The sequence below is a fragment of the Streptomyces sp. MAI_2237 genome, from assembly GCF_054189285.1.
The window spans coordinates 338,324-355,276 of the sequence record NZ_JAJPGQ010000002.1 but is presented as its reverse complement, the minus strand read 5'-3'; the positions used below and the strand labels follow the sequence as shown (position 1 = coordinate 355,276).

Sequence of the window (16,953 nt, the reverse complement as noted above, 5' to 3'; positions counted from 1 at the left end):
GCGCCCCGGGGACGGCTAGCCGCAGCACCCTCCGCCGCAGCATCCGCCTCCACCGCCGGCGCCCTTGGACGCCGGTGCCGACGCCGTCCCGCCCACGGCCACGGTCGACAGCAGCTTCACCGTGTCGTCGTGGCCCGCGGGACAGGCGGCGGGGTCGGAGGAGCGGGCCATCGGCCGGCTGACTTCGAAGGTGTCGCCGCAGGTGCGGCAGCGGTAGTCATAGCGGGGCATGCCGAAAGGTTAGCGGTGGTTCCCTATCCCGGGTGTGACTCAACTCTCAAGTCCACCATGTACCCCTGTGGTCGATATGTGCTCGTTATTAACACAATCGCATGTGGAGAAGATGCGAAGATCATTGATATTTTTCGCCCGTGACCGGGACAGCGCAGCAGAGTGGCCGGCCGGGTGACCACCGTCGGCCGCGCCGCCGCCGAGCCGCGCCCAAAAGCACCCCCTGGACCGAACTGGGCGAACGCCTCCAGCCCGCCCTGCCGTTTCTGCGCCGGCTGCGCCCCGCCTACCCCCGCCCCGGCCGCATGGGCTGGCAGCGCTGGCTGCCCTCCTGGCGCCAGTGGCTTGGCGGCTTCCTCGGAGCCGTCGGCCTGACCAGCCTCTTCCTGGTCATCGCCTACGCCGCCACGGACATACCCAAGAACCTCAACTCCTACGCCACCCAGCAGGACAACGTCTTCTACTGGTCCGACGGCACCCCCATGGCCCGCACCGGCTGGGTGCGACGGCAGGCGATGCCGCTGAAGGACATACCCGAGGACGTCCGCTGGTCCGTGCTCGCCGCGGAGAACGAGAGCTTCTACTCCGACCCCGGCATCTCCCTCAAGGGCATCACCCGCGCCCTCTACCGCACCATCGGCAAGGGCGACACCGAGGGCGGCTCCACCATCACCCAGCAGTACGTCAAGAACGTGTACCTGACGCAGAACCAGACCGTCAGCCGCAAGTTCACCGAGGCGATGATCGCCCTCAAGCTCGACAACCGCATGAGCAAGGACCAGATCCTCGAGGGCTACCTCAACACCAGCTGGTTCGGCCGCGGCACCTACGGCATCCAGCGCGCTGCCCAGGCGTACTACGGCACCGACGTCTCCCACCTCAACGCCAGCCAGGGCGCCTTCCTCGCCTCACTGCTCAAGGGCGCCGGCCTCTACGACCCCACCCTCTCCCCGGCCAACCACAAGCGGGCCGTGGAGCGCTGGTCGTGGATCCTCGACCGCATGGTCAAGATCGGCAAGCTCTCCCCGGCCGAACGCGCCAAGTACAAGACGTTCCCCGAACCCCTCAAGACCGCCCGCGTCTACGACACCGGCAAGCAGAGCGACTACCTCGTCGAACTCGCCCAGCAGTACGCCAAGAAGTCCGCGAACATCTCGGACAAGCAGTTCGACCTCGGCGGCTACCAGATCTACACCACCTTCGACCGCAAACGGGAGACCCGGCTCACCGACGCCGTCACCAAGGCCCGCAAGCAGGCGAAGAAGCAAGACCCCAAGGCCGCCAAGACCGTCCACTACGGCGCCGCCTCCGTCGCCACCGACGGACGGATCCTCGCCGTCTACGGCGGCCCCGACCACCGTACGCAGGGCTACAACGAGTCCAACGCCACCACCGTCCCCGCCGGTTCGGCGTTCGTGCCCTTCGTCTACGCCGCCGGCCTGGAACACGGCATCCGCAAGACCCGCACCGGACCGACCACGACCGTCACCCCCGAGACCGTCTACGACGGCGACGACGGCGCCGTCATCACCACGCCCGAGGGGCCGTACTGGGACCGCAGCGGCAAACGGGTCCTCGCCCACAACGACGACGGCAAGTCCTACGGGCAGATCTCCCTCGGCAGCGCACTCGCCCAGGGCGTGAACGCGCCGTTCACCCAACTCGGCATGGACACCGGCCTGGACAAGGTGCGCCAGACCGCCGTCGCCGCCGGACTGCTCTCCTCCAGCCTCGGCGCCCAGGTGCCCGCGCTGGCCACGGGCAGCTCCACGCCCAGCGCCATCCGCATGGCCAGCGGATACGCCACCTTCGCCGCCGCCGGCATGCACACCGAGCCGTACTCCGTCCGCCGCATCACCAAGAACGGCTCCAGGGTCCCCCTCGCCACGCCCACCGCCCACCGCGCGATCGGCGCCGAAGTCGCCAAGGACGTCTCCGCCGCGCTGACCACCTCCCTGCTGCGCACCCACCCCACCGTCCCCGCGGTCGGGGCGGGCGGCATGGCCGGAATCGCCTCCGATGACAAGGCGGCCTGGTACACAGGCAACACCGACACCCTGTCCACCGCCGTCGTCGTCTACCGCATGGACCTCACCAAGTCCCTGGAGCCGCTCCCGCTCAAGGGCATCGCCGGCAGACCCACCGGCAGCGTCCCCTTCGCCGTGTGGTCGGGTGCGATGGGCTTCGACTGATCACCGAAGCCCGTACCACCGCCACTCCCCAGCAGAATGAGCACCGCATGAGCCGCACCGTGCCAGGAGCAAAAGCCAAGGGCCGCCGACGCAAAGAGCGCGCCCCGCGCCGCCCCGCCCGCCCCGAGGTCCTCACCCTCGCCGCCTTCCTCGTGGTGGCCTCCCTGGTCGCGGGCGCCCTCGCCCTCACCCGTCAGGACCACCCGCAGCCCGCCGCCTCCTCACAACGCTCCGCGAAGGCCAGGCCGAAGGCCGAACCCTCCTGGGACGGCAAGACCAAGGTCCTCGGCGACGGCTCCACCTCCTACACCGGCCCGCAGAGCGGCCAGCTCAAGCCCGTCCCGCTCAAGCCCGGGGAGAAGCCGCCCCAGTTCGTCGTCTTCTCCTGGGACGGCGCCCTGGAGGGCAGCGACCACCTCTTCTCCCACTACCGCGAGCTGGCCGAGCAGTACGACGCCCACATGACCTTCTTCCTCACCGGCATCTACCTGCTGCCCAAGGAGAAGAAGAACCTCTACGAGCCGCCGCTGCACAAGGCCGGAGCCGCGGCCATCGACTACCCCACCGACGAACACGTCCGCACCACCCTGGAGCAGCTCCGCCTCGCCTACAACGAGGGCAACGAGATCGGCACCCACTTCAACGGCCACTTCTGCGACAGCAAGACCAGCGGCAAGTACTGGACCACCGACGAGTGGAAGCAGGAGATCGACCAGTTCTACTCGCTCGTGGAGAAGTGGAAGACCAACACCGGCTTCAAGGACATCCCCGCCCTGCCCTTCGACTTCAGGAAGGAGGTCGTCGGCGGCCGCGCCCCCTGCCTGGAAGGCCAGAAGAACCTCCTGAAGGTCATCAAGAAGTACGGCTACCGCTACGACGCCTCCTCGCCCGGCGGCTTCCAGATATGGCCCACCAAGAACAACGGCATCTGGGACTTTCCCCTCCAGCTGCTGCCGTACCAGGGTGCCGACTACCAGGGCCTGTCCATGGACTTCAACTTCCTCTACAACCAGTCGGGCGGCGAGACCGACGGCAACCCCGCCGACTACCCCACCTGGGAACAGCAGACCGTCGCCTCCTACATGGACGGCTTCAACCGCGTCTACTACGGCAGCCGCGCCCCGCTGTTCATCGGCAACCACTTCGAGGACTGGAACGGCGGCATATACATGAAGGCCGTCGACCAGGTCATCAAGAACGTCTGCAAGAAGAAGGGCGTCAAGTGCGTCTCCTTCAAGGAACTGGCCGACTGGCTCGACGTGCAGAAGCCGGAAACCCTCGCCGCCCTGCGCGCACTGGACCCCGCACAGTCCCCGGACTGGACGACGGTCGTGAAGTAGCCGGAACACCGGCAAGCCGGGCGCCCGGCGCGCAGCCCTCCGCTAGGACGCGGTGCCGCGTTCCTCGCGGATCTGCGCGACCACCCTCGCCGCCGTACGGCGCACCGCCTCCGTCTCCGTGAGGAAGTGCCAGTAGTCGGGATGCCGGCCCTGCAGCGAGGCGATCGCCCGGTCCAGACGCGCCACCGCGTCGTCCAGCGGCCGCGCGTGCCGCGGATCGGGCGTCGACCGCCCCGACATCGCCAGCCGCTGCGCGTCCCGGATCGCGAACCGCGTCCGCTCCACCTCCTGCTGAGGATCCTTCTGCACCGCGTTCAGCCGCTGCAGCCGGTCCCGGGCCGCCGACACCGACTCGTCCGTCGTGTTCAGCAGCGCCCGCACCGTCGACAGCAGTGCCGTCGCGTCCGGCCAGCGCTGGGCGTCACGGGCCGCCTGCGCCTCCTTCAGCTTCGTCTCCGCCTGCCGGACGTTCTCCACCGCGTGCTCGGGCACCTGCTGCAGATCCTGCCAGCAGGCCGCCGAGAAACGCCGCCGCAGCTCGCTCAGCACCGGCTCCACCTGGCCGGCACGGGTCGTCAGCGCCTCCGCGCGGGTACGCAGGGAGACCAGCCGGTGGTCGATCTCGGCCGCCTTCTCCGGCAGCCGCTCGGCCTCCACCCGGACCGCCTCGGCCTCCCGCGCCACCCGCTCGGCCCGCTCCAGTGTCTGCGGCACACCGTGCTGCCCCGCACCCTGGTTCAGCTTGGTCAGCTCCGGCGCGAGGGCCGCCAGCCGGGCGGCGAGATCGTCCGCCTTCAGCCCCGAACCCCGCACCGCGTCAAGGGCGTTGGACGCTGCGAGCAGACCCTGACGGGCCCGCTCCACCGCCGGGGCCAACCGCGCGAGCTGCGTCTCCGCCTTGCCCAGCAACGGCCCCAGACCCTCGGTGAAACGGTCAAGCTCCCGCTTGACGTTCGCCAGCTCGTCCTTGGCCCGCGTCAGCTCGGTACGCGCCTGCGCCGCGACCGACGCCTCCAGGTCGTCACGGTCCAGATCATGGGCGTCGACCGCGCTGATGTACCGCTGACTCGCCTCGTCGATACGGCGGCCCAGCGCCTCGAAGTCGGACACGGCCCGGCGCGCGGCCGGGGTGGAGTCCACCGCCGTGATCGTCTCGATCGAGATCCGCAGATCCCGCTGGGCGGTGTCCAGCTCGTAGAACGCGGCCGCCGCGGCGTCCTTGGCCGCCTGTGCCTCCGCCCGCTGCGACTCCGCCCGCCCGCCGAACCAGCGCCGGGTGCCACCGCCGGCGAACGCCGCGGGCAGCGCGAGCGCGGCCACGAGCGGCAGGGCGAGCAGGGCGAGGGTGTCCGCGAAAGCGTGGCGGTGGCGGTGTGCGCGCGGCACCGACGGCGAGTACGGCTGCGAAGGTGTCGCCGTCACATCCCTCTCCCGTGCTGTCATCCGTCCTGGCGGGTGCCCGATCTCATTCTCCCACCCGTAGAGGACGAACACACGGGCCGGTCAGTTCGCCGTGCGCACGGTCACTTTCCCGTCGTCGGAACGGGCCGCGACGACATGCGCACTGGAGTCGTCACGGGGCACCGACACCTCCACCGCCCCGTCGCCCGTCCGCGCCTTCACCCGGTACGCCGCCTTCGGCACCGCGACCGTGACCGACCCGTCGCCGCTGCGCGAGTCCACCAGGTCCGGTACGACGCCGAACTCCAGGTGCACCGACCCGTCACCGGACTCCGCCCGCACCGTGCGCGAGTCGACCTCCGCACGCACCGACCCGTCACCGGTGCGCAGCTCCAGCGGACCGGTGGAGTCGCCGACCCGCACGGAGCCGTCACCGGTGTGGATGCTCAGCGCGTCCCGGAAACCCCGCGCACGCACGCTCCCGTCCCCGTCCACGACCTTCACCGCCACCCCGCGCGGCACCTCGATCCGGTGCCTGGCCGAACAGTCCGCGACGACGCCCGAGCACTTCACCCGCAGCACCAGCCGGTCGCCCCGCATCGACCACGTCACCTTCGGGTCCCCGCCGAAGGCGACCTTCCCCTGGAACCACCGGGTCACCTCCACCTTCCCGGCCGCGTTCCCGTCCGCGGCGACGATCTCCAGCGCCGAGTCGTCGGAGTCCACGGTCAGCGTCCGCCCGCCCAGCGCGAACGTCCGGTGATCGGGATGCCTGTCGTCCCCCGCGGACGCGCCACAGGCACTGGTCCCTCCTACGAGCACGACGGCGACGGCGGCGAGCGCCACCCGGGCGACATGACTACGGCTGACCATCGAGAACTCCCCCTGAACCGACCCCACGAAGACCCCTCGACGCTAGACAACCGAGCCCCCACCCGAAATCCGGCCCACCGGCGGATGCGGGGTGGGGTTAACCCCCGTGTCGACGTGCCGGACGTAGGTTCCTGCTCCGAACGGGTGACCCTTTGCGGGGTGGGTCGTTGGACGGGCAGAAGGCGTCTTCAGGCGATCGGGGGCCCATGCGCGGACTGCGGACATTGACACCCCCGTATGCGGTCGCCGGTCCCACCGGGATGACCGTCCGGACCCGGCTGCGGCTGTCCTCGTCCGACGCGGCGGTGCTGGCGGAGGTAGGTGCGCTGCTGGGGTCCCTGGCTTCTCGGGATCTGTCGGTGCGGTGCAGGCAGGGGCCGGGGTCCGATGCCGCCTCCTGGGCCGCCCGCAAACGGGACCTGTCAGGGGCCTCGTCGGCGCGCTGGGCGGGCAGCATCACGAAGGCGACGAACGACCAGTGGGCGCTGGCGAGACGTGCTCAAGCGACGGAACTGACGTGGTTGCGCGGCGAGATCACGCGGATAGAGGCCAGACTGGCCCGGCCGGTGGGTGCGAAGGCCGATCGGCGGCACGGGTCGGTGCGCGGCTGCGCCACCCGCTCGGAGTGGCATGCCAAAGCGCGGCGCCTGCACGCCCTCGAGGCCCGGTTGGCGGCGCTTGAAGGGGACTGGATCACGGGACGCGTTCATGTGGTGCGCGGCGGCAAGCGGCTCGCCCGCCGGCGGCACCACCTGAGCGAGGCGGCGCTGGGCCGGGAGGCATGGCGAGAGCGCTGGCAGGCCGCCCGGATGTTCCTGTCGGCCGACGGTGAGACCGGCAAGCGGTACGGCAACGAGACGATCCGCGTGAGCGACACCGGGCAGCTCTCCGTCAGGCTCCCGGCCGCCCTGTCGCACCTCTCGAACGCCCCGCACGGCCGGTACGTGCTCGACGCGACGGTGACCTTCGCGCACCGGCACGAGGAGTGGCGGGACCGGGTCGCCGCCGACCGGGCGGTGGCCTACCGCATTCACTTCGACCCCCGTCGCGGCCGCTGGTACCTGACCGCCTCCTGGCAACGCCCCGCCGTCCCCCTTCACCCGCTGTCGGCGGCGATGGCTCGCGGGGTGGTCGCCGTGGACATGAACGACGACCACCTCGCGGCCTGGCGCCTGGACCCGCACGGCAATCCCGTCGGTGAGCCGCAGCGGTTCTCCTACGACCTCTCGGGCAGCGTGCGGCATCGGGACGCGCAGATCCGGCACGCACTGACCCGGCTGCTCCACCACGCACGCCGTACGGGCGTCCGCGCGGTGGCGATCGAGGACCTCGACTTCACCGACAGCAGGACGCGCGAGAAGTTCGGCGGCAACACCTCCCTGCGCCGGATCGTCTCCCGCTTTCCCACGGCCCGGCTCAGGGCCCGGCTGGTGTCGATGGCCACCGAGCAGGGCGTCGCGGTCGTCGCGGTGGATCCGGCCTACACCTCGCGCTGGGGCGCCCAGCACTGGCAGCGGCCTCTGGCGACACCGGCCCGCACCACCACCCGCCACGACGCGGCCGCCGTGGCGATCGGACGGCGCGCCCTCGGACATCCGATCCGGCGACGGACGGCACCGCCCCCGCACGACCGGAGAGATCGTGCGGGGCATCGGACCGTCCAGGCCGGACCGGAGGACCGGGAGCGTGAGGGACCCCGCCCCCGTTCCTCCGGACCACGGACCCGATCCGTGTCGCCGGACCGCGGAGCGAAAGCGGGCGACCAGCGTGTCCAGCACTACTCGGGGCACGCGGCTGAGCATGCGTCCTGGTGGCAGGACGCATTACCGCTCGGTCCCCAGGAATACGGCTGACGTCCTGTCCCGGCCCGTAACCGGATTGCAGGACAGCGCCCCGGGCAATGTAGTCTGTCGACTTGTCCCGGGTGCGTAGCTCAGTGGTAGAGCGCCTGCCTTACAAGCAGGATGTCGGCGGTTCGAAACCGTCCGCGCCCACCGTGTGAGGACCCCGGCCGTCGCGGCCGGGGTCTTTCTCGTTCAGTGCTCGTGGGCGTGCTTCAGGGTCGTGCGGGCGTCCACGCGGTCGCCGGCCGTGACCTCCGTCCAGAAGCGGTGGGTCGTGACGAAGACGGCGAGTTCGTGTTCGCGGCGGCGGAGCTTTTCGACCTCGGCCTGTTCGTCGGGTGTCCAGCCGGGGGAGGCGGGGCGCTCCACCTTGCGCCAGCCGCCGGTGTCACTGAATGCGTCCAGGGGCTCGACCGACCAGGGAAGGCGCTTGAGCAGGGCCGACAGCTCGGCCCGGACCTGATGCAGCTCCTCCTGACCGGCGAGGAGGTCACTCGGAAAGTCATAGGTCGTTGCCACGACGCAATGCTACGCCTGTTCGATTTTGGGATGCGAGTGCGTTCGGGTGGTTCATGCGAACGGGGGACCGCGCGCGGCAGTTGCGGTGCGAACGGCGCGTCGTGGTCCGGCTACCGTGGGCCCGCATGACGCATACCGAGATCGAGATCACCGCGGAACTGGTCCGGGATCTGCTGTCCGATCAGCATCCGGACCTGGCGGGTCTGCCGGTGCGGTTCGGTGCCCGGGGCTGGGACAACCAGCTGTGGCGGCTCGGCGACGACCTCGCCGTGCGGCTGCCGTGGGCGACGGGGTCCGCCGACGCGCTGCTGCGCAAGGAGCACGCCTGGCTGCCCGCGCTCGCTCCGCGGCTGCCCCTGCCGGTCCCCGTCCCGCAGCGCATCGGCGAGCCCTCCGAGTGCTTCCCGCGGCCCTGGCTCGTCACCACCTGGGTGCCGGGAACGCCCGCCGACCGCGCCCCCGTCACGCGGGGCGCGGAGGCCGCAGACGCCTTGGCCGCCTTCCTGAACGCTCTGCACCGGCCCGCCCCGGACGGCGCGCCGGCCGGCCGCGACCGCGGCGGCCCGCTGTCGGGGAGCACCGAGGGTTTCGCGGGGATGCTCGCGTCGGCCACCGGGCTGGGGCTGCTCCCGGAGCCGGACGCCGTCCGCGCGGTCTGGGAGGACGCCGTCGCCGCGCCGGGGTGGCAGGGCCCGGCGTCCTGGCTTCACGCCGATCTTCATCCGGCCAACGTCCTCACCGGCGACGGCACCCTCCGCGGTGTGATCGACTTCGGGGACCTCTGCGCGGGCGACCCGGCCTGCGATCTCGCGGCCGCGTGGCTGCTGCTGCCGGACGGCGCCGTCGACCGCTTCCACGCCGGCTGCCGGTCGGCCGCCGACGCGGCGTCCCGCCGCCGCGCCCGCGGCTGGGCGGTGCTCAAGGCTCTCTCCTGCGCCCTCATCGGGGAGGCCGGGGTCCACGGCCGCCCGGGCGGCAAGCCGACCTGGGGCCCGCCCGCCCGGGCCGCGCTGCGACGACTCGTCGAGACGGCCGCCTGAGACCCACCTCATCCCCGGTCGTGTCACAGGGGCCGGGAGCTTCTCGTCCCAGGGGTGTCAAGGACAGGACGACACGAGGAGTGCATCGTGGAAGCTCGGTTGAATCTGATGGCGAGCCCGGTCGCGGCCAAGGCGTTCAAGCAGATCGTCGCCGCGAGCCATGCGCTGGGGGAGTCGGGACTGCCGTTCGCGACGCGGGAGTTCGTCAATCTGCGGGCCAGCCAGATCAACGGCTGTGCCGGGTGCGTCGACATGCACACCAAGGAGCTCGCGCATGCGGGGGAGAGCGCCGTGCGCGTCAACCTGGTCGCGGTCTGGCGGGAGGCCACCGTCTTCAGCGAGGCCGAGCGCGCCGCGCTGGAGCTGACCGAGCAGGGCACCCGGATCGCGGACGCGGCCGGCGGCGTCCCGGACGAGGTGTGGGAGAACGCCGCCAAGCACTACGACGAGGAGCAACTGGGCGCCCTGGTCGCGCAGATCGCCCTCATCAACGCCTTCAACCGCGGCAATGTGATGACGCGGCAGCCCGCGGGCGACCACCAGGTCGGCCGGTACCGCTGAGCGCCTCCCGTCAGGCGTGTGCCCGCGTCAACTCCCGTACCACCCGCGCCGCCACCGGCACGCTCACCCCGTGCCGGTCGGCCGCCCGCAGCAACGCGCCGCCGATGGCGTCGAGTTCGAGGGGCCGGCCCGCCTCGGCGTCGCGCTGCATCGACGACCTGGTCTGCGGCGGGAAGGCGTCGTAGCGGGCCATCGCCTGCGCGGGGTCCGTCGGACCGCCGCAGGCCCGGCTCACGGCCGCCGTCTCCTCCACCAGGGCGGTCAGTTCGTCCCGGTGCCGGGTGCGTACGTCGCCCAGCGGGACGGCGTGCAGGGTGGTCAGCAGGGCGAACGGTGCCAGGAACGACATCTTCGCCCACAGCGCGGCCGTCTCGTCGTCCAGCACGCGCGTGACCGGCCCGGCGGCCTCCAGGGCCAGGGCCAGGGCTCCGAGCCGCTCGCGGTCCACGCCCTCGCCGGTCAGGTCGATCTCGGCGAAGGGGCTGCCGTGTTCGATCACGCCGGGCGCGACCCGGGTCGACTCGACGCGGATGACGGCGGGGGCGACCGGGCCGGGCCCGTACCGGGCGCGCAGGGCGGCGGGGTGTTCGACGCCGTTCAGGAACGGTACGAGGAGGCCGTCGCCGAGGGCCTGCGGCGGGACCCGGTCGAGGGCCGCCTCCAGGGCGGTGTGCTTGACGGCGACCAGGCACGCGTCGACCGGCTCGCGCAGGACGGTGTCGGCCTCGACGCGGGCCGTGAAGTCGCCGAACCTCCCGCTGCGCACCCGTATGCCATCTCTGCGCAGCACCTGGACCGTCTCCTCGCCGGCCAGGCAGATCACGGGGTGGCCGGCGCGTGCCAGCAGCCCGGCGACCAGGCCGCCGATGCCGCCGGGGCCGAGCACCGCCACGGTGAGTGCGTCGTTCGCCATGATGCTTGTGTTCCCTTCGCCGGTCGGCCCCACGACGGTGGCCGCCTCGGAACGGATCATCGCAGGAGCCCGGGGGTTGGGCGAGACTGTTTCCATGTGCCGGAGCATCAAGACACTTCGTCCGCCCGCGTTGCCCGAAGAGGCGACGGAGGAGGAGATCAGGGCCGCGGCCCTGCAGTTCGTACGGAAGGTGTCCGGCTTCCGGGCGCCCGCCGCACACAACAGGGAGGTGTTCGACCACGCCGTCGACGTGATCGCACAGGCCACGGCGGAGCTGCTGGAGGGCCTCGAAGTGCGGGGTCAGCGGGCGAGCGCCTGAGGGACGGCGGGGGCGGCCGGTCTACGACGCCTTCACCGGCCGCCGCATGACGTACGCCGCCCCCGAGCCCGCCGCGAAGAGCGCCAGGACCGAGACGCCCGTTCCCAGCCAGGTCGCGCCGAGCCACTGACCGCCGTAGTAGCCGAGGGCCACGCTGTAGGCGGCCCAGGTCAGGCCCGCCAGGGCCGACCAGGGCAGGAAGTCGCGGGCGCGGCGGTGGGCGGCGCCGGCGCCGAGGGAGACGACCGAGCGGCCGGCCGGGGCGAAGCGGGCGAGGATGACCAGGGCGCCGCCGCCTCGGGCGAGCGCGACGCCGAGACGTTCCTGCGCGGCGGTCAGCCGGCGGGAGCGGGCGATGGCGCGGTCCAGGCGTTCGCCGCCCCGCCAGGCCAGCCGGTAGGCGACCAGGTCACCCAGGAGCGAGGCGAGGGCGGCGCACAGGGTCAGGGCGAGGATGTCCGGGACTTCGTGCGGTACCCGGCCGGTGGCCGAGCCCGCGGCCGCCGCGGTGGCGGCCGTGATGACCAGCACCCCGCTGGGCAGTACCGGCAGGAACACGTCCAGCAGCACCGACAGCGCCACCATGGCGTAGATCCAAGGGGTCCCGGTCAACGACCCCACACTCTCCAGCACCGCAGACTCCCCGTGAACTCCCCCGTGGACCACACCGTGCCGCGACGACGCAGGGGAGCGGCAGGGCGGCCATCAACAGCCATACAGCGTACGCCCGTGGTGCGACGGGAGATTCATCGGGGGCACGTGGGATCGGCACCGGACGTTCACCCGGCTGCCGCCCCGCGTCGGTGTGTCAGGCGGTCACCGGCGTCTGCTCCGCGGCCCGTTCGTGCTGCGCGGTCGAGCGCCTGGCCAGCAGCCGGTCCAGGCCGAACGCGCCGGAGCCGGTGAAGACCAGCAGCAGGAAGGCCCAGCAGAAGAACGCCGCGGGCTCGCCGCCGTTCTCGATGGGCCACAGGGCGTGCGGCTGGTGCACCTTGAAGTAGGCGTACGCCATCGAGCCGGAGGCGATGAAGGCCGCGGCGCGCGTGGCGAGCCCGAGCAGGACGAGGATGCCGCCGACGAGTTCGATGACGGCCGCGTACCAGGACGGCCAGGCGCCGGCCCGGACGGTGGCGCCGGTTCCGAACGCGCCGCCGAGGACGCCGAAGAGCGAGGCGGCGCCGTGGCAGGCGAAGAGCAGTCCGACGACCATGCGGAACAGGCCGAGGGCGTAGGGCTGGGCTGCGTCGAGACGAGCGGACATGTGGGGGGTGCTCCTTCGGTGTGGTCGCGACCTGTCGGGGACATGACAGGCAGAGGGACGGCGGTACCGAACGAGCTTTTTACGGTAGGTCAGCCCCGATGATGTTGGAAGTTCAACATTGGCCAACGACTCCGCGCAGCTCCCCGCGCCGTCCATGGCGTCGACGCACGTGGGAGCGCTCCCACCTGATTGCGCACCCCCGAAAGTGTGTCCGAATCCGCTCCCTCCGGGCCCGCCACCACCGACGGGACGCTCGGGCCCCGTCGGTCAGGAGGGGCTGAGCCGGGACTCCTCCACCGTCGCCAGCACCCCTTTCTCCCGCGCCTGTTCGAGCCGGAGCCGCGCCGAACGGCCCTCCATCGTCAGCGTCATGAGCTGGTTGCCGAACCAGGGCCCGCCGGTCTTGCGCCACTTGACGGGCACCGGCGCACACCGGCCGTGCCGCAGGAACCGCCGGCCCAGCACCCGCGCCGCCGCGCTCCAGCCGAACCGGAAGGCGACGCGGATCGCCCGCGGCACCGCGTTGTGCACGGGTGAGCAGGTCAGCTGCAGCACCCGGGCGTCCGGCCCACCGCCCGCCGGCCACGAGGCCTCCGCCACGTACGCGTGGTGCACGTCGCCCGACAGGACGAGCACCGTCGAGGGCGCCCCCGCCCCCGAACCGGCCTGCGCGATCAGCTCGGCCAGCCCGGCGAAGGAGGCCGGGAAGGCCGCCCAGTGCTCCAGGTCCGCCCCCCGCCGCAGCTTCTCCCCGAACCGCGCCCAGCGCGCCCCCCGGTCCCCCCGGCACAGGGCGGCGCTCCACGCCTCGGCGTCGTGCACGAGGTGCGGCAGCAGCCAGGGCAGCGAGGTCCCGATCAGGAGGTGGTCGTACGCCCCGGGGTCCAGCACCTGCTCGCGCAGCCACCGTTCCTCGCCCGGATCGAGCATCGCCCGGTGCTCCTCGTCGAGGACGCGGGCCGCCCGCGAGTCCACCATGACCAGCCGGACCCGGCCGAAGTCGCGCCGGTAGCTCCAGCGCACCGAGGCGGGATCGACGTCGGCACGGGAGGCGAAGGCGCGCAACTCGTCCGTCCCGTCGGGCAGTTCGCGTACGGCCGCGTAGAGCGGGTCGGCGGCGAGTTCGGCCGGCGAGAGGTTGCCCAGGTGCTGGTGGACCCAGTACGACATCAGGCCGCTCAGCAGCCGCTCCCGCCACCACGGGGTGGCCCGCATGTCCTCCACCCAGGCCGCGGAGGTGTTCCAGTCGTCGATGACGTCGTGGTCGTCGAAGATCATGCAGGTGGGCACGGTGGACAGCAGCCAGCGCACCTCGGGGTCGAGCCAGGACTCGTAGTAGAGGCGGGTGTACTCCTCGTAGTCCGCGACCTGGCTGCCGGGCGGGTCGCCGAGGTCGCGGCGGGCGGCGAGCCAGCGCTGCGTCGCCGGGGAGGTCTCGTCGGCGTAGACCTGGTCGCCCAGCAGCAGGAGCACGTCCGGGCGCTCGCCCTCGGGGTCGGCCGCCATCCGCAGGGCGAGCGTGTCGAGGGCGTCCGGGCCCACGGGGTCCGGCTCGTCGGCGGGCGGGGCGGCCCAGCGGCAGGAGCCGAAGCCCACCTTGACCTCGTCGTCCTCGCGCGGGGCGCGGATCACGGAGGGCGGGAACCGGGAGTCGGGCGGCGGCCACACGAGCGCGCCGTCGAGGTGGACGTCGTACGACGTCGTCGTGCCCGCGGTGAGGCCGGTGACCGGTACCAGGGCGTAGTGGTGGCCGGCGATCTGGAAGGTGGGGGCCTCGCCGCCGGAGCCGTCGGCGCAGCGCACCTCGGCGGTGCAGGGGCGGCTCGTCTCGACCCACACGGTCGCGGACGATCCGTCGGCATACCTCAGCAGTGGACCCAGGCGCAGTTCGGCCACGTACTCACGCTCCTCCGTCGCCCCGTACGGTACGGAACGACGGAGGTGAGGGGGGAGGTTCGGCGCGTAACGATCAGTCCTCGGATCGATCGCCGGATCAGCAGCCGGAGAGGTAGCTCGTGAGCGCCGACTTCTCGGCGGAGTCGACCGAGAGGTCGTAGTAGTACTTCACCTGGACCCAGGCGCGGACGTAGGTGCACACGTACGCGGACCGGGACGGCACCCAGGTGGCGGGGTCCTGGTCGCCCTTGGACTGGTTCACGTTGTCGGTGACGGCCAGCAGCTGCGGGCGGGTGATGTCGTTGGCGAAGGCCTGGCGCTGGGCGGTGGTCCACTTGCTCGCGCCGGAGTCCCAGGCCTCGGCGAGCGGCACGAGGTGGTCGATGTCCAGGTCGGAGGCGGCGGTCCAGGTCGCGCCGTCGTAGGGGGAGTACCAGCTGCCGCTGGTCGCGGCGCACGCGGAGTCGGTGACGACGTTCGTGCCGTCCCGCTTGAGGATGTACTCGCGGGTGTTGCAGGTGCCGCTGATCGTGATCCAGGTCGGGAAGAGGTCGCGGCTGTACCCGGTGCGGTTCTCGGTCGCCACGGTGAGCGAGGCGAGGTAGCTGCGCGCGGTGGACGCGCTGACCGGGGTCGGGAGGGCGGCGGAGGCGCTCGGGCCGTTCAGGAGCCCGACGGAGGCTATGAGTCCGGTAAGAGCCGCGAGTATGCTGAGCCGTCGACGCGCGTAGAACTTCGGCATGCGAACTCCCTTGGGGTGTGGGGGCTTTGGGTGCGAGCAGGGGAATGCTCCCGGCGCCGTGTTGCGTCCGGGTGTGCGTTCGGTAAGAAGCTAGTGACGCGTACATGACACGACAAGGTGTACGGCTGAACTTTCACCCACCGGCTCGTCGCGTACCATGGACGGCGCAGAAGGGGAGTAGCTCTTCGCCGGACCGTCGACATACTGCTCAGCTCGTCTGAGCCGGCGCCCGGAGGCGGGTCCCTCGTGGACCTCCGCCAGCGAGACCTTCGGCAAAGCAGTGCACGCCCGTGCCGCACGGCACGGGCGCCATGTGTGCGCTGCCGTGCCGAGGTGTCGTGCGTGAAGGCTCAGCACTCTCGGTGGGGTGGCCCCGACCGATTGAGGAACCTTGATCAGCATCACCGTCCTGGCGCTCGTCTTCGGCGTCGTCTTTCTCGCGGAGCTTCCGGACAAGACCGCTCTCGCCGGACTCGTACTGGGGGCGCGCTATCGCGCCTCGTACGTCTTCGCGGGCGTCGCGGCCGCGTTCCTGCTGCACGTCGTGCTCGCCGTGGCGGCGGGCAGTGTGCTGACGCTGCTGCCGCAGCGGCTCGTGCACGCCGTGACGGGCCTGCTCTTCCTGGGCGGCGCGGCGATGCTGCTGTTCGGCAAGGGGGACGGCGAGGAGGAGATCCGCAGGCCCGAGGACCAGTCGTTCTGGAAGGTCGCGGGCACCGGATTCATGCTCATCCTCGTCGCCGAGTTCGGTGACCTCACGCAGATCATGACGGCGAACCTCGCGGCCCGCTACGACGACCCGCTGTCCGTCGGGCTCGGTGCCGTGCTGGCGCTGTGGGCGGTGGCCGGGCTGGGCATCGTCGGCGGAAAGGCGCTGATGAGGCGGGTGCCGCTGAAGCTGATCACGAAGATCGCGGCGCTGCTGATGGCGGTGCTCGGGGTGTGGGGTCTGTGGGAGGCCGTGGCCGGGTGAGGCCGCGGGCCGGCTGAACGGCCGGTGAACTCTTTCGGTATGCGGTGGCGGATACCGGGCATGTTTTGTACCGTGGAGAAACAAAGTGGCTCCCGCCCGTTTTCCCTGACCGGCGGGCGGGGCCGCCTTGTTCCCCCCTCCCTGCCTTGGAGCTGCCGATGACGGTCACCGCCGTGCCCACCGTCCTGACCGCCCGCGCCCTCCTGCTGGACATGGACGGCACCCTCGTGAACTCCGACGCCGTCGTCGAACGGATCTGGCGTCGCTGGGCCGAGCGGCACGGGCTGGACGCGGACGAGGTCATGAAGGTGGTCCACGGGCGCCAGGGCTACGCCTCCATGGCGGTGCTGCTGCCCGACCGTCCCATGGAGCAGAACCACGCCGACAACGCGCGCATGCTCGCCGAGGAGACCGCCGACACCGACGGGGTCGTGGAGGTGCCCGGCGCGGCGACGTTCCTGGCGTCCCTGGACGGGCTGCCGCACGCGCTGGTGACCTCGGCGGACGTGCCCCTCTCCACGGCCCGCATGGCCGCGGCGGGGCTGCCGCTGCCGCGCGTGCGCATCACGGCGGAGAGCGTCGGCGCGAGCAAGCCGGACCCCGAGGGCTTCCTCAAGGGCGCGGCCGAGCTGGGCATCGCTCCCGCCGACTGTGTCGTCTTCGAGGACTCCGCCGCGGGCATCGCCGCCGGCCGGGCCGCCGGGATGCGGGTCGTGGGCGTGGGCCCGCGAGCCGACCTCCACGAGCCGGACATCGTCGTGCCGGACCTCACCCGGGTGCACGTCGAGGCCATGACGGACGGCACGATCCGGATCTGCGTGCAGTGACGGGACGGGGCGCGTCGCGCC

The 16,953-nt window shown here is 71.8% G+C and carries 17 protein-coding genes and 1 tRNA gene; 9 read left to right on the top strand and 9 right to left on the bottom strand.

The window, feature by feature from the left end; genetic code table 11:
* Positions 1-15: 15 nt before the first annotated feature.
* Positions 16-231: an FmdB family zinc ribbon protein gene (locus LN251_RS06450; RefSeq protein ID WP_058925552.1), complete on the bottom strand. Its 216-nt coding sequence runs from the start codon at positions 229-231 to the stop codon at positions 16-18.
* A gap of 140 nt (positions 232-371) precedes the next feature.
* On the opposite strand from LN251_RS06450, the gene LN251_RS06445 reads away from it, so the two are divergent.
* Together LN251_RS06445 and LN251_RS06440 are read left to right on the top strand one after the other, a co-directional pair.
* The gene (locus LN251_RS06445; protein WP_458243529.1) at positions 372-2,423 is read left to right on the top strand and encodes a transglycosylase domain-containing protein; all 2,052 of its coding nucleotides are present in this window, start codon (positions 372-374) and stop codon (positions 2,421-2,423) included.
* A gap of 47 nt (positions 2,424-2,470) precedes the next feature.
* Positions 2,471-3,763: a hypothetical protein gene (locus LN251_RS06440; RefSeq protein ID WP_458243528.1), complete on the top strand. Its 1,293-nt coding sequence runs from the start codon at positions 2,471-2,473 to the stop codon at positions 3,761-3,763.
* Positions 3,764-3,805: 42 nt separating this feature from the next.
* On the opposite strand, the gene LN251_RS06435 is transcribed toward LN251_RS06440, so the two are convergent.
* Together LN251_RS06435 and LN251_RS06430 are read right to left on the bottom strand one after the other, a co-directional pair.
* The gene (locus LN251_RS06435) at positions 3,806-5,185 is read right to left on the bottom strand and encodes a hypothetical protein (protein WP_458243527.1); all 1,380 of its coding nucleotides are present in this window, start codon (positions 5,183-5,185) and stop codon (positions 3,806-3,808) included.
* Positions 5,186-5,266: 81 nt separating this feature from the next.
* A complete protein-coding gene (locus LN251_RS06430) occupies positions 5,267-6,037 on the bottom strand; it encodes a DUF4097 family beta strand repeat-containing protein (protein ID WP_458243526.1) in 771 nt (256 codons plus the stop codon).
* Between the two features lie 260 nt (positions 6,038-6,297).
* On the opposite strand from LN251_RS06430, the gene LN251_RS06425 reads away from it, so the two are divergent.
* Both LN251_RS06425 and LN251_RS06420 read left to right on the top strand, forming a co-directional pair.
* Complete coding sequence (locus LN251_RS06425) at positions 6,298-7,890, top strand: IS200/IS605 family accessory protein TnpB-related protein (protein ID WP_458243525.1); 1,593 nt, start codon at positions 6,298-6,300, stop codon at positions 7,888-7,890.
* 69 nt (positions 7,891-7,959) lie between these two features.
* Positions 7,960-8,031: transfer RNA gene (locus LN251_RS06420), tRNA-Val, on the top strand.
* Positions 8,032-8,073: 42 nt separating this feature from the next.
* Here the strand turns inward: LN251_RS06420 and LN251_RS06415 are convergent.
* A complete protein-coding gene (locus tag LN251_RS06415) occupies positions 8,074-8,400 on the bottom strand; it encodes a hypothetical protein (RefSeq protein WP_458243524.1) in 327 nt (108 codons plus the stop codon).
* A 125-nt stretch (positions 8,401-8,525) separates the two neighbouring features.
* Here LN251_RS06415 and LN251_RS06410 point away from each other — a divergent pair, with 125 nt between their 5' ends.
* Entirely contained in the window at positions 8,526-9,440 is a 915-nt protein-coding gene (locus LN251_RS06410) for a phosphotransferase (protein ID WP_458243523.1), read from the top strand.
* An 87-nt stretch (positions 9,441-9,527) separates the two neighbouring features.
* On the top strand, positions 9,528-10,001 hold the full coding sequence (locus LN251_RS06405; protein ID WP_458243522.1) for a carboxymuconolactone decarboxylase family protein: 474 nt from the start codon (positions 9,528-9,530) through the stop codon (positions 9,999-10,001).
* A gap of 10 nt (positions 10,002-10,011) precedes the next feature.
* On the opposite strand, the gene LN251_RS06400 is transcribed toward LN251_RS06405, so the two are convergent.
* Entirely contained in the window at positions 10,012-10,914 is a 903-nt protein-coding gene (locus LN251_RS06400; protein WP_458243521.1) for a ketopantoate reductase family protein, read from the bottom strand.
* Between the two features lie 94 nt (positions 10,915-11,008).
* Here LN251_RS06400 and LN251_RS06395 point away from each other — a divergent pair, with 94 nt between their 5' ends.
* Complete coding sequence (locus tag LN251_RS06395) at positions 11,009-11,233, top strand: DUF2277 domain-containing protein (protein WP_458243520.1); 225 nt, start codon at positions 11,009-11,011, stop codon at positions 11,231-11,233.
* Between the two features lie 21 nt (positions 11,234-11,254).
* Here LN251_RS06395 and LN251_RS06390 read toward each other — a convergent pair whose 3' ends face one another.
* From LN251_RS06390 to LN251_RS06375, 4 genes are all read right to left on the bottom strand, one after another.
* The gene (locus LN251_RS06390) at positions 11,255-11,866 is read right to left on the bottom strand and encodes a DedA family protein (RefSeq protein WP_458243519.1); all 612 of its coding nucleotides are present in this window, start codon (positions 11,864-11,866) and stop codon (positions 11,255-11,257) included.
* Positions 11,867-12,041: 175 nt separating this feature from the next.
* A complete protein-coding gene (locus LN251_RS06385) occupies positions 12,042-12,494 on the bottom strand; it encodes a DoxX family protein (RefSeq protein ID WP_058925562.1) in 453 nt (150 codons plus the stop codon).
* Between the two features lie 267 nt (positions 12,495-12,761).
* Positions 12,762-14,390, bottom strand: a complete 1,629-nt coding sequence (locus LN251_RS06380; RefSeq protein ID WP_458243518.1) for an alkaline phosphatase D family protein — start codon at positions 14,388-14,390, stop codon at positions 12,762-12,764.
* 97 nt (positions 14,391-14,487) lie between these two features.
* Positions 14,488-15,132, bottom strand: coding sequence for an HNH endonuclease family protein (locus LN251_RS06375; RefSeq protein WP_058925564.1), 645 nt, complete (start codon positions 15,130-15,132; stop codon positions 14,488-14,490).
* 391 nt (positions 15,133-15,523) lie between these two features.
* Between LN251_RS06375 and LN251_RS06370 the strand changes: the two genes are divergently transcribed.
* Both LN251_RS06370 and LN251_RS06365 read left to right on the top strand, forming a co-directional pair.
* Positions 15,524-16,105: a TMEM165/GDT1 family protein gene (locus LN251_RS06370; protein ID WP_458243517.1), complete on the top strand. Its 582-nt coding sequence runs from the start codon at positions 15,524-15,526 to the stop codon at positions 16,103-16,105.
* Positions 16,106-16,263: 158 nt separating this feature from the next.
* Positions 16,264-16,932 (top strand): HAD-IA family hydrolase, encoded by a 669-nt coding sequence (locus LN251_RS06365; RefSeq protein WP_458243516.1) that lies wholly within the window; start codon positions 16,264-16,266, stop codon positions 16,930-16,932.
* Positions 16,933-16,953: the final 21 nt, after the last annotated feature.